10 protein-coding genes, 1 tRNA gene and 1 other RNA gene are annotated in these 11739 nt (G+C 63.1%); 9 read left to right on the top strand and 3 right to left on the bottom strand.

The features are described 5' to 3' along the window. Nucleotides 1–220 precede the first annotated feature (220 nt). The 4 genes from rnpB (at nucleotide 221) to F4X41_09555 (ending at nucleotide 1828) form a co-directional block, all read left to right on the top strand. Nucleotides 221–503, top strand: an RNA gene (gene rnpB, locus F4X41_09570) — RNase P RNA component class A. A gap of 15 nt (nucleotides 504–518) precedes the next feature. Then, nucleotides 519–593: transfer RNA gene (locus F4X41_09565), tRNA-Met, on the top strand. 103 nt (nucleotides 594–696) lie between these two features. After that, nucleotides 697–1116, top strand: a complete 420-nt coding sequence (locus tag F4X41_09560; protein MYB17256.1) for a VOC family protein — start codon at nucleotides 697–699, stop codon at nucleotides 1114–1116. A 94-nt stretch (nucleotides 1117–1210) separates the two neighbouring features. Next, the gene (locus F4X41_09555) at nucleotides 1211–1828 is read left to right on the top strand and encodes a flavin reductase family protein (GenBank protein MYB17255.1); all 618 of its coding nucleotides are present in this window, start codon (nucleotides 1211–1213) and stop codon (nucleotides 1826–1828) included. A 12-nt stretch (nucleotides 1829–1840) separates the two neighbouring features. Here the strand turns inward: F4X41_09555 and F4X41_09550 are convergent, their stop codons facing one another. Then, entirely contained in the window at nucleotides 1841–3571 is a 1731-nt protein-coding gene (locus F4X41_09550) for an MFS transporter (protein ID MYB17254.1), read from the bottom strand. 301 nt (nucleotides 3572–3872) lie between these two features. Here F4X41_09550 and F4X41_09545 point away from each other — a divergent pair, with 301 nt between their 5' ends. Beyond that, nucleotides 3873–4988 carry a ribonucleotide-diphosphate reductase subunit beta gene (locus tag F4X41_09545; protein MYB17253.1) on the top strand — a complete coding sequence of 372 codons (1116 nt, stop codon included), beginning with the start codon at nucleotides 3873–3875 and terminating at the stop codon, nucleotides 4986–4988. Between the two features lie 222 nt (nucleotides 4989–5210). Next, complete coding sequence (locus F4X41_09540; GenBank protein MYB17252.1) at nucleotides 5211–6356, top strand: LLM class flavin-dependent oxidoreductase; 1146 nt, start codon at nucleotides 5211–5213, stop codon at nucleotides 6354–6356. A 13-nt stretch (nucleotides 6357–6369) separates the two neighbouring features. On the opposite strand, the gene F4X41_09535 is transcribed toward F4X41_09540, so the two are convergent. Then, nucleotides 6370–7500 (bottom strand): mandelate racemase/muconate lactonizing enzyme family protein, encoded by a 1131-nt coding sequence (locus F4X41_09535; GenBank protein ID MYB17251.1) that lies wholly within the window; start codon nucleotides 7498–7500, stop codon nucleotides 6370–6372. A 104-nt stretch (nucleotides 7501–7604) separates the two neighbouring features. Between F4X41_09535 and F4X41_09530 the strand changes: the two genes are divergently transcribed. Further along, entirely contained in the window at nucleotides 7605–9506 is a 1902-nt protein-coding gene (locus F4X41_09530) for a glycoside hydrolase family 127 protein (GenBank protein MYB17250.1), read from the top strand. Here the strand turns inward: F4X41_09530 and F4X41_09525 are convergent. Then, the gene (locus tag F4X41_09525) at nucleotides 9491–9952 is read right to left on the bottom strand and encodes a DUF2269 family protein (protein ID MYB17249.1); all 462 of its coding nucleotides are present in this window, start codon (nucleotides 9950–9952) and stop codon (nucleotides 9491–9493) included. The genes F4X41_09530 and F4X41_09525 overlap by 16 nt on opposite strands. Nucleotides 9953–10044: 92 nt before the next feature. On the opposite strand from F4X41_09525, the gene F4X41_09520 reads away from it, so the two are divergent. Both F4X41_09520 and map read left to right on the top strand, forming a co-directional pair. Next, complete coding sequence (locus F4X41_09520; protein MYB17248.1) at nucleotides 10045–10905, top strand: phytanoyl-CoA dioxygenase family protein; 861 nt, start codon at nucleotides 10045–10047, stop codon at nucleotides 10903–10905. An 88-nt stretch (nucleotides 10906–10993) separates the two neighbouring features. Then, nucleotides 10994–11734 (top strand): type I methionyl aminopeptidase, encoded by a 741-nt coding sequence (gene map, locus F4X41_09515; GenBank protein MYB17247.1) that lies wholly within the window; start codon nucleotides 10994–10996, stop codon nucleotides 11732–11734. Nucleotides 11735–11739: the final 5 nt, after the last annotated feature.

Below are 11739 nucleotides of genomic sequence, written 5' to 3'. Positions count from 1 at the left end.
TAACAAGGTAGCCGTACCGGAAGGTGCGGCTGGATCACCTCCTTTCTAAGGAGTGCCTGGCAGAAATGCCGGGTGATCCCAGTCAAGCGTCCTGGCTCTGTGCCAAAGGCGTAACTTGCCAACGAAGCGCAATGAATTTGACGCCAATCGTTAAGTGTTTCTCGGCTGCTACTTCAGCTGTCGAAGGTTGATCTTTTCCCCAAGTGAATATGGATGCGCACGAGCCGGTCGGGTTGTCGCGCCACGCGTGAGGAAAGTCCGCACTCTGCAGGGCAGGATAGCGGGTAACGCCCGTCCGCCGAGAGGCGAGGACCAGTGGCACAGAGACTAATGCCGGGTAAAGCCGGAGTGAAAAGGCCAAACTCTATCCGGAGCAAGCCCAAGCCGGGACGATGACGCGGCCCGCCGAGTCCCAGGTGGGGTGCAAAGAACCGCCGGGCAACCGGTCGGTCAAGATAGATGGCAACCGATTACAGAATGCGGCTTATAGATCGGCTCGCTGACATCCGTATTCCGCGTGCGGGGTGGAGCAGTGGCAGCTCGTCGGGCTCATAACCCGGAGGTCGTCGGTTCGAATCCGACCCCCGCAACCATATCCACATCCGGGGATGCCGGTATCCGGGCAAAACGGTGACATTCTGCAGCCAACGCCGATAAGGGCAACATCGAGGGGCCGGAAACAGCAGGGCCAGTGCCATGGAACCGCGGATCAGCATCATCACACTCGGGGTAGCCGATCTTGAAGCATCTACGCGGTTCTATCGGGACGGACTCGGATTCCCGGAACATGATGCGGGCGGCCCATCCATAACTTTTTTTCTGCTCGCAGAATTGATGTTGGCGCTCTATCCGCTGGAGTCGTTGGCCGACGAAACCGGTTCCGACCTTCTCGGAGAAATGCCGGAAGGCCAGCACGCGTTCACTATCGCCCACAACGTGGCCAACCGCGCCGAAGTAGACAACGTCCTTCTGGCTGCCGAGGCGGCCGGTGCCCGAATCGTAAAACCCGCGGCCCCGACTTTCTGGGGCGGCTATTCCGGCTATTTCGCCGATCCGGACGGGTTCAAGTGGGAGATCGCGACCGGATCCGGCTTGCCGGTGGACCCCAGCGCTTAAACCCAGACCCCTTCATCGGGGGCATTTAGGGAGCGGGCGGGTTCGTGATTGCCATCAGTTGCCAAATCCACTCTTTGATCTGTGGGGGTATTGATTGTTCCTAGACCTTGATTCAGGCGCCGACTCGGCCTTTACCAGCCTTAGCGCCCTAGTAGTACCGCGGCCAATAGGCTGGATATCGACTCTGAGCAGCGACGGGACTGCCAACCTCGCCCCCTATTCCTTCTTCAACGGGGTCGGGTACAACCCTCCGCAGGTGATGTTCGCCGCCACCGGCAACCATGATCACGGCGGGTTGAAGGACGCGGTGCGCGATGCACAAGCGACCGGGGAGTTCGTAGTCAACTTGGCCACCTGGGAATTGCGCGAGCAGATGAGCGCGTCGTCGGTACCGGCCCCTTCCAGCGTGGACGAGTTCGAGTACGCCGGTCTGGCCAAGGCTCCCGCGCGGCTGGTCAAATGCCCCCGCGTGGCCGATAGTCCCGTGCACCTTGAGTGTCTTCACATTCGATCGGTCGAGCTGGATTGCCAAGACCCGAACGAGACCAACATCGTGGTATTCGGTCAGGTGATCGGAGTCCACATCGACGACCGGGTGCTCACCGACGGCAGGGTCGATTTCCTCAAGCTCCGTCCGATCGGGCGGCTCGGATACATGGACTACGTCGAGGTCAACAACGCCTTCACGATGCAACGACCCAACTGGGGCTGAACCGGGTCGCAATCAATCGGCGCTAGCCCGGGCGTCCTCGGCCACCGCCACCCTGGCTCCCGATTCGACATCAACCCAGCGCAGAACTACCGTGCCGGCAACGATGATCAGCAGGATCATAGTTACCGCAACACGCGTGTCGAACGCGGCGGTGGCGGCAATGTAAAGGGTGGGGCCGAACACCGCCGAGGCACGCGACATGAAACCGAAAAAGGCGAAGAACTCGCCGCTGCGCGACTGCGGGGTTATCTGCGAGAAAAGGCTGCGGGCCAGGGCCTGGCTACCGCCCAACACGCAGCCGACCATCACGCCCAGAATCAGCCACTGATAACCGGCGTCGATCCCCAACGGGGACCAGATCAAGTCGCGCACCAGCACCGGCCAGAAATCAACCGCGCCGGCGCCGATTACAGCCGGGTGGCCTCCTCCGAGCACCGAGGAACCCGCGTGCGGGCCGCCGGCAAACGAAATCGAATACTCGTAGTCGGGGTCAGCTAGCGCCTCGGTCAATAGCGAAGGAACCGAGGCGGGTTCGATGGTCTGCCCGGTTACGAGGCTCGCCGTGCGGGGCGCATCGATATCCGGCTGGGAATCCTCCTGATCGGGGGCTGCGGCGACCAGGTACCGGTCCTCGCCGGCGCGGTACTCGATGCGAACGTCGAAATCCTGGTGATCGCGCGGGGCCAGCGGGGCCAGCGCGACCCCGAACAATACGATCGCGATCCAACCGGTAAGCGCGATCGCAAGCGCCGATTTGGTGGTATATCGATCGGCGAGCCAGCCAAACGCCAGCGCGCCGGGCACGGCGACCGCCTGGATGATGGCGATGGTCGCCATGTTGAACGCCAGCGGGATCTTCAGCGTATCGGCCGCGAACGCGCCGGCTATGGCGGTCACCGTCTGCACGCCGTCGTTAAAGAGCAGGAACGAGACCAGGAAAATCAGGACTACGCGGAATCGGCGGAGCTGGCCAAACGTCTTGCCCAGTTCGGAAAACGCGGTGTTAGCGGCCCCTACAAACGAGAGGCCGGGGGTGCCTTTCTCGACCGGGGGTTCGGGTAGCGTGGCGAAAGTCCAGAGCGACCAGCCGAACCACCACGCGGCGATCGAGGCGATGGCCGCCCGCGTGACAAGATCCTCGAACGCGCTGCCCTGCGTGGCCAGGATCACGCCGAGGTGCGCGACTAACAGGAGTCCGCCTCCGGCGTAGCCGTAGGCATAACCGCGGCTTGAAACGGCGTCGGCCAGCTGTCGCGGGGCAAGGTGCGGCAGGAAGGCGTTGTAAAACACTTGGCTGCCGGCAAATCCGATGTTGGCGACCGTGAACGTCCCGATCAACCAGGCCCAGGGCTGGCCGACGTAGGCGCAGAAGAACGCCAGCGCGGTAAACAGCGATCCGGTGGCAACGTAAATCCATAACAGGGGCTTTTTGATAGGCACGCGGTCGGAAATGACGCCCAGCACCGGACTCGAGAAAAGGACAACCGCGGTCGAAAAAGCGATCGCTAGGCCCCAGACCGAACTCCCCGTCCAGGTGATGCCCAGAAAACTGGTGCTGGGGCCGAAGGAATCACGGAAAAGGTAGACGAAATAGACGGGAAGGATCGCGACCGTGCCGCTGGTCGCAAACCCTGAATTGGCCCAGTCGTACATACACCAGCCGTGGATCGCGCGGCGCTGACGCGCGGTCAGGTCACGAATGCGCATGCGGGTGCCGCTTGTCGCGGCCGCTGAAGCAGTCATGCGGGCAGAACCGGGGCCCGGCCCGGCTTGGGTTTATGTACCAGGTTGCCCGACGTCGTTGGGCGAGCGGCTGCCACCACCGGTAGAAAAAGTGCTACTCTTGAAACCCGCTTAGCCACAACATATTGTCGGCTGTGGGCATAATTTGAATACTTTCGGCTGTGGCCGAATCGAATGTCTGGCGCTTCGCCGCGTATGTTCGAATCCAGGGCCGCATCAACTGCCAAACTGGCCTGGGCCGAGCATCCGTCTGGGCCGAAACGCACCAGAACCTGATCGCCCAGGACGGGGATTTTCAACCATGCAGACCGGCTTCGGAACCGAACTCCAGATTTCAACCGAATCCGGCGGGAAGCCCGTGGAAGGGTCACCCGAGTCAGCCGACGGTGCCTGGGACCTGAGCAAGCGCATCGATCCGGCCAACAAGCGCCTCCTCAACTGCCAACGCGTGGACGTGAACCAACTGATCCCGCTCAAATACCATTGGGCTTGGGAACATTATGTAAACGGTTGCGCCAATCATTGGATGCCCACCGAGGTGCCAATGCAGCGCGACATTGAACTCTGGCGCTCAAATCGCCTCAGCGACGCCGAACGACTCGTGATCAAGCGCAACCTGGGATTCTTCAGCACCGGCGAATCACTGGTCGGCAACAACATAGTGCTCTCGATCTTCAAGCACATCACAAACTCCGAAGCGCGTCAGTACCTGCTGCGCCAGGCGTTCGAAGAAGCGCTGCACACCCATTCATTCGTCTACATCGTCGACTCGCTCGGACTCGATTCGCGCGAAGTTTTCAACATGTACCACGAGGTCGACTCGATCGAGGGCAAGGACGACTTCGTGATGAGCCTTACCAAGGACGTGCTGGACCCGGAATTTAGCACCGAATCAATCGACGGGATCCAGCGCTTCATCAAGAACCTGGTCGGGTTCTACGTGGTGATGGAGGGCATCTTCTTCTACTCAGGATTCGTGATGATCCTGTCCTTCCACCGCCGCAACCAGATGACCGGTATCGGTGAGCAGTTTCAGTACATCATGCGCGACGAGACGATTCATCTCAATTTCGGCATCGATCTGATCAACACGATCCACGAGGAGAATCCCGAGGCTTGGACCGAAGATCTCGAGCGCGAGATCATCGACCTGGTCAAAGAAGCCTGCGAGTACGAGGTGGCCTACGCCCGCGACTGCCTGCCGACCGGCGTGCTGGGGCTAAATGCCGACCTTTTCCGCGATTACGTCCAGCACATCGCCGACCGCCGGCTAGAGCGCATCGGGCTGCCGGCCCAATTTGGGTCGAAAAACCCGTTCCCGTGGATGAGCGAAGTGGTCGACATACCCAAAGAGAAGAACTTTTTCGAGACCCGGGTAACCGAATATTCGAGCGCCGGAACGCTTTCCTGGGACTAGTTCGGCGGGATCCGGCCGGAGCCCAATCAGTCGGCGCGGGTGTATATTCGATTAAGTAGGTTGTGGGGAAGTTGGAGGAACCCGATGCGGAGGCTACACGCACTGCTGCATCGCTGGCAAGTCGACCGTACGGGGCCTCTTGGCGGGGTCTCCCCCTAAGGGGCATCAACAATCGAATAAAGCAGGGGCTTTTGACCTAGGTCAAAAGCCCCTGCGCCTTTTATGGGCCCTCGCCCTAGACTGTCCGAGCAGGATTCGTTCCCCGGTCGAACCAGACTTGGAGACCCCATGGACCTAGGCATTTTTTCGATGCCGCTGCATCCGCCCGAAAAACCGCTGGCGCAGGGGTTCGAGGAGGATCTGGCCTGGTTCGCAGAGCTCGAGGAGAAGGGCTTTTCCGAGCTCTGGGCCGGCGAGCACATTACCAGCCAGTGGGAGAACTATCCGGCCGGAGACCTGTTCCTGGCCGCGCTGGCGCGGGAGACCAAGACGATGCGTCTCGGAACCGGGGTCGCGCTGTTGCCGCTTCACAACCCAGGCGCGGTCGCGCTGCGGATAGCGTTCCTCGACCAACTCTCCGGCGGGCGCGTCAATTTCGGCGTCGGGCCGGGAGGGTTGACCACGGATCGTCCGTTCCTCGACGTTGAAGTCGACCGCGGCGTTTACATCGACCGCTTCCGTGAATCCCTCGAAATGATCCTGACAATCTGGACCAGCGAGGCTCCCTACGATCTTGACGGGAAGTACTGGCGGGTGAACCTGCCGGCGCAGCAGCAGGAAATCGGTCTCGGCTGGGCCATGCCGCCGCTGCAAAAGCCCCACCCGCCGATCATGATCCCGGGCGTCTCCTACCGCTCCTCGAGCATCGCGATGGCCGGAAAGCGCGGCTGGCGCTGCCTTTCCACCAACTTCCTGCCCAACGACGACCTGATCGGCCAGTGGGAGGCCTACTCGGAGGGTGCCCGCTTGGCCGGGCGCGAACCCGACCCCAGCCTGTGGGGGATCACCCGCGACGTCTTCGTGGCCGACACCGACGCCGAAGCTGAGCGCTTCATGCTCGAATGCGGGCCGGCGGCGTCTTATACGCGCTACATGTTCGACCTGACCAAGGGGTCGCACAACTTCGTGCACTTCAAGGGCTCGAACCCGGACCGGCCGGACTCCGACATAACCCCTAAGTTCCTTTTCGACAACACCTGGATCGCCGGCAGCCCGCAGACGGTGGCCGACAAGATCAATTCGATCCGCGATCGCACCGCCCCCTTCGGACAACTGGTCATGATCGCCCACGACATCGACGACTTCGCGCCGTGGCGGCATTCGATCGACCTGCTCACCAACCAGGTCATGCCCCTGATCGAGAGATAGGGCCCGGTATCCGCTAAACGGCCATTCTGGCGATCGCGTCTTCGTCGACTGCGATTCCCAGCCCGGGCCCCTGGGGAACCGGCAAGCAGCCGTCGGCATCGATCAGCAGCGGATCCCGCATCACCCCGTAGAGCTGCTGGTAGGACTCGATCGTGCGCCAGGGCGGATCGATGATGTATTCGACCCAGGGGCTGTTAGGGACGCTGGCCTGCAGCTGGAGGTGGGCCGCCAGGGCGATTCCATTGGCGCCGTGGTGGGGTATGCAAAGCTTGCCGGCCCGCTCGCAGGCCGCGGCCAGCTTGCGCAACTGCCAGACCCCTTCGCAGGTGGCCGCGTCCGGCTGGATGATGTCGTAGGCGCCGGCGTCCAGCATCCAGTAAAACTCGTGCAGGCCGGCGTTGCCCTCGCCGCCGGCGATTTTTAGCTCGACCGCGTCGGTCAACCGGGCGATCGCCTGCAGGTCATAGCGAGGAAGGGGTTCTTCGAGCCAGTAAACGCCCAGCTGTTCGTAGGCCCGCGCGGTAGCCAGCGCCCGGTCGTAGTCCCAAACGATCGGGTCGCCGGGGTGTTTGATCGGTCCCGAAGCGGCGCCGGCCTGATTGGCGTCCACCATGATCTCCATCCGGTCGCCGACCGCGGCGCGGACTTTTTCGACCATTTCGATGTCATCGGCAATGCTGGGTGCGTGAGCCCGCAGCTTTATCGCCCGGTAACCGCGTTCCAGCAGCTCCAGGGCGTCATCGGCACGCTCGGCCGGGGTTTTGGCGGCCACGATCGAGGCGTAGGCCGGGATCCGGTCGGCGTAGCGCCCCCAGAGCTTTGCCAGCGGCAGTCCGGCGGCCTTGCCGACCAGGTCGCAGAGCGCCATTTCAACGATCCAGGCGCCTTTGGCGTATCGGGTGATCCGGGCGTGTCGCTCGAATGCGAACGGGTCTTCGCCGACCAGGTGCGGGGCCGCCAGGGTATTGATGTCGTCGGCTTGATCGAATCCGCTCGCCCCCCAGCCGACCAGTCCCGAATCGGCCTGGATCCGAACCACCGTCACGTCGCGGTCGTTGCGAATCACTCCCGGTTCCCAGGCCGCCTCGAATGGCAGCGGGTAGGGGACCTTGAGCAGGGTGGCTTTTACGCTTTCAATCTTCATTCGGAACGGGCCTGAAAAGTTGGGGAGGGGACGTCGCCTTAATCACAAAATTAGACCAATCAACGATCCTTCCGACCGATTCGAAGACCAACGGGGAGCGGGCAATGCAGCAGGCCAGGGATGTGGTCCTGAATACCACGGATAGTTCAAATGCGCGACTGCGGCCGGTGCCGATCTCGTCCGTGCGGGTCAATGAGACGGGGTTCTGGCATCACTGGCGCGAAGTCGTCCGCGACACGTCGCTGGAACGCCAGTTCGAGCACTGCGAGACCACCGGCCGGCTGGACAATTTCCGCCGCGCCTCGGGGCGCAAAGACGTACCCGAATACTCGGGCCTGTACTTTAACGATTCCGACGTCTACAAGCTGCTGGAGGCGGCCAGTTTCGGTCTGATCGAGGGCGTCGCGGACTCGGTCCAAAAGTGGATCGATCTGGCCATCGACGAGATCGGCGCCGCCCAGCGCGACGACGGCTACATCAATTCCTACTTCACCTTCGAACGCGAAGACAAGCGGTACCAGGACCTCTGCAACCAGCACGAGCTCTACTGCATGGGGCACCTGATCCAGGCCGGCATCGCCCACCGCCGCGCCTCGGGTTCCAACGCACTTTTCGACATCGCGGTGCGGGCCGCCGATCACATCTGCGAAACCTTCGGGCACGGGCGCCTTGAACTGACCGATGGTCACCAGGAAATCGAACTGGCCCTGGTCGAGCTATACCGGGAAACCGGCAACCGGGCCTATCTAGACCAGGCGCTCTTCTTCCTGGAAATGCGCGGCCAGCCCGATACCCGCCTCAACGGCGAGCCGCGATTTCGCGATCCCCACTACTACCAGGACCACCTGCCGGTGCGCGAGCAGCACGAGGCCTGGGGGCACGCGGTGCGCATGATGTACCAGGCCAGCGGGATGGCCGACATCGCCTTGGAACGTGAGGACCTGGCGATGCAGGCGGCGGCGTTCAAGCTATGGGAGAGCGCCTACGGGCGAAAAGCCTACGTCACCGGCGCGCTGGGGGCGCGTTTCGAGGGCGAGGCCTTCGGGGCCGATTTTGAGCTTCCCAACGAGCGCGCCTACGCCGAGACGTGCGCGGCGATCGGCGGTGTTTTCTTCAGCTTCCGCCTGCTCTGCCTGACCGGGCAGGCGCGCTACGCCGACGCGATCGAGACCCAGCTGTACAACTCCATCATCTCGGGCCTCTCGCACGACGGGGCCGGCTACTTCTACATGAACCCGCTGGCCGCGCGCGGCGACTACCACCGCGACGAGTGGTTCACCTGTTCCTGCTGCCCGCCCAACGTGGCCCGGCTCCTGCTTTCGCTACCGGGCTATTGCTACTCGACCTCCGTTGAGGGGCTGTGGTTGCACCAGTTCATCGCCGGGTCGGTCAGCGCGGGCGGTTTCGAACTCGATGTGGAAACCGCCTATCCATGGCAGGGCCAGGTGCAGATCGCGATCAACCGGGCACCGGCCGGGCGATCCTGCCTGCGGGTCCGCATCCCGTCCTGGGCAAGCGGCGCCAGCGCCATGATCTCCGGCCAGGAACTTGACGCACGACCCGGCGAGTACCTGGTGGTGGAACGGCAATTCAATGCCGGCGAAGTGCTGAACCTCTACCTGCCGATGCCGGTGCGAACGGTCTACTCCAATCCCCGGATCGCCGACAATGCCGGTCGGGTGGCGATCGCCCGCGGCCCGCTGATCTACTGCATCGAGGTCCCCAATCGGGCGTCGGTTCACGCCTACGACTTGGCGTTGAAGGCTGATTTCAACCCGCGCGTCTCCTTCGATACCGACCTGGTCGGCGGGGCGACCGTGATTCGGGCCAATGGGGCCCAACTGGAGCCGGGGCCGGACGCCGATTTCTCGCTCTATTCGGAAGCCGCGCCGGTCCGCCGGGCACTCGGCGATGCCGAACTGGTCGCTATTCCCTACTTTTCGTGGGGTAATCGCGAGCCGAGCTCAATGCAGGTCTGGATCCCGCAACTTCAAAACGGCTTGTAGACCATCAGGTAGGCGATCACCAGCAGCGTGATCATCTGGCCCAACCCGATGTAGCGAATCAGCGGGCGCCGGATCCGGGACAGCAGTTCCGCGCCCGGTTTCGGCTCCACGGCGAGGGCTTCGCGAATTTGCCGAAAGTGCGGATAAACAACAAATAGGTTCAAGCCGATCAGGGCCAGCGACGCCAACAGCGAAATCAGCAGCCAGCCCTCAGTGAACGTGTTCCAGCGCCCCGCCTCGGCGGCGGCGAATCCGAAGACCACGGTCAGGATGCCGGAGGGAATCGTCACGATCCGCACATTGCGCTCCAAAGCTCCGATCACCGGCTCAAGGTGACCGCTTGCGGCCAGCCGGCCGACCAGCGGGCGCAGGGCCATCGAGGCGCCCAGACCGGCGAACAGGCTGAGGGCAAATAGGATGTGCAGGAATCGCATCGGTTCGTACATATTTGGGAGCAGCTCTCTGCGGGGCGCAGACCGGGCAAAATTAGGTCAATTCTCCGTAAGCAGCGCCCCTCAGTCGGCGAAAGAGCCATCCCATGCTCGTCCAATCTCAAATCGACGAATATCGCGAACGCGGGTTCATTGCCGTTCCCGACGTTCTGCCCGCCGATGTTCTGGAGGAGTTGCGCGACGAAGTCGCCCGCTTCGTCGAGCGATCGCGACAGGTGAGCGAAAACGATGCCGTCTTCGATCTCGAGCCCAGTCACACCCCCGAAGTCCCGCGCCTGCGGCGGCTCAAGAACCCGGCCCAGGTCTCGGCGGTGTTTGACCGCGTGATGCGCTCGGACGCCCTGCTCGACCTGGCCGATCCGCTGCTGGGCTTCAACGGCATCCGCTACCGCAACGACAAGCTCAACCTCAAGATCGCCGAAGTCGGCAGCCCGGTTGAGTGGCACCAGGACTATGCCTTCTACCCGCATTCGAACGACGACGTCCTGGCAATCGGGGTATGCCTTGACGACTGCACGCTCGAGAACGGTTGCCTGCGCTGCATTCCTGGCAGCCACCGCCTCCCGGTCCTCGATCACCACGCCGGCGGCGCTTTCGCCGGCGCGGTCAGGTCCTCCGACGGCGAACTCGACCTCAGCCAGGCCGAGCCGCTGGTGCTCAAGGCCGGCAGCGTTTCGATCCACCACGCCCGCACCCTGCACGGGTCCGAGCCCAACACTTCCAACATTCCACGGCGCCTCTGGCTGATCGAGTTGACCGCCGCCGACGCCTGGCCCCTGATGGGAATGCCCGACATCTCCAAGTTCAAGAGTTGGTTGCTCAGGGGCGAGGAGCCGCCGATGATGCGCTGCTCCGACCACGTGGTCCGGATACCCCTGCCCCAGCCCGACACGGTGGGATCGATCTACGAGGTGCAGCGCCAGGCGAAAGAAACCGTCTATCGCTAGGCGGCGGCGCAACCGCCGGCGTCGGGCCGAAAAGCCGCAAGCCGAACCAAGCGGGTTCATCCCCAAGACCGAACGCGAGCTGGCGGCTATGCGCCGTTCCGGCCAGATCCTGGGCACCGCTCTCGAGGAAGTCCAGGCCGCAATCCGCCCCGGAATCACCGGCCTGGAACTCGATTCGATCGTGACCAAGGTGATCCGCGGCGCCGGCGCCGAACCCAGTTTCCTGGGGTACGCACCCTACGGCCCGGACAACCCCTTCCCCGGCGCAATCTGCTATTCCGTCAACGAGATGGTCGTGCACGGCATACCGGACGATCGGGCGCTGGCACCTGGCGACGTTGTCACGGTCGACGTCGGCGTCAATTACCAGGGCCTGAAAACCGACGCCGCCTGGACCTGGTCGGTGGGCGAGGTCCCGGCAGGGACTTCCGATCTGCTCGCCGCGACCCGCAAAGCCCTCGACGACGCGGTCGCAATCTGCGGTGCCGGGACCAGCGTGGAGGCGATCGCGCGCCGCATCGAAAAGACGGTTCGTGGCGCCGGATTCGCGCCGGTGGTGGCGCTGGGCGGGCACGGCGTCGGGCATCAGATCTGGGAGCCCCCGCACATTCCCAACCGGGCCAGCGGAGCGCCGCGCGCGATCCTGGAAAAGGGCGCCACATTCTGCATCGAACCGATCGTTTCGGCCGGTTCCGACCAGTGCAGGACCGCCCCCGACGGGTGGGGCGTCTACACCGCCGACGGCAGTTGGGCGGCGCATTTCGAGCACACCTTGGCATTGACCGGAGACGGGCTGGAAGTACTCACCCAGTTCCGCGCGGTGCCCTGAAATAA

The organism is Chloroflexota bacterium (genome assembly GCA_009840625.1).
Lineage (GTDB): Bacteria > Chloroflexota > UBA11872 > UBA11872 > VXNJ01 > VXNJ01.
The sequence above is the reverse complement of the archived record's forward strand: the minus strand, read 5'-3'. Positions and strand labels throughout refer to the sequence as shown.

Excerpts from the sequence above, each read along its gene's own strand:
- F4X41_09560 (MYB17256.1), top strand. The coding sequence starts at position 697 with ATGGAACCGCGGATCAGCATCATCACACTCGGGGTAGCCGATCTTGAA.
- F4X41_09550 (MYB17254.1), bottom strand. The coding sequence starts at position 3,571 with ATGACTGCTTCAGCGGCCGCGACAAGCGGCACCCGCATGCGCATTCGT.
- F4X41_09545 (MYB17253.1), top strand. The coding sequence starts at position 3,873 with ATGCAGACCGGCTTCGGAACCGAACTCCAGATTTCAACCGAATCCGGC.
- F4X41_09540 (MYB17252.1), top strand. The coding sequence starts at position 5,211 with ATGGGCCCTCGCCCTAGACTGTCCGAGCAGGATTCGTTCCCCGGTCGA.
- F4X41_09535 (MYB17251.1), bottom strand. The coding sequence starts at position 7,500 with ATGAAGATTGAAAGCGTAAAAGCCACCCTGCTCAAGGTCCCCTACCCG.
- F4X41_09530 (MYB17250.1), top strand. The coding sequence starts at position 7,605 with ATGCAGCAGGCCAGGGATGTGGTCCTGAATACCACGGATAGTTCAAAT.
- F4X41_09525 (MYB17249.1), bottom strand. The coding sequence starts at position 9,952 with ATGTACGAACCGATGCGATTCCTGCACATCCTATTTGCCCTCAGCCTG.
- F4X41_09520 (MYB17248.1), top strand. The coding sequence starts at position 10,045 with ATGCTCGTCCAATCTCAAATCGACGAATATCGCGAACGCGGGTTCATT.
- map (MYB17247.1), top strand. The coding sequence starts at position 10,994 with ATGCGCCGTTCCGGCCAGATCCTGGGCACCGCTCTCGAGGAAGTCCAG.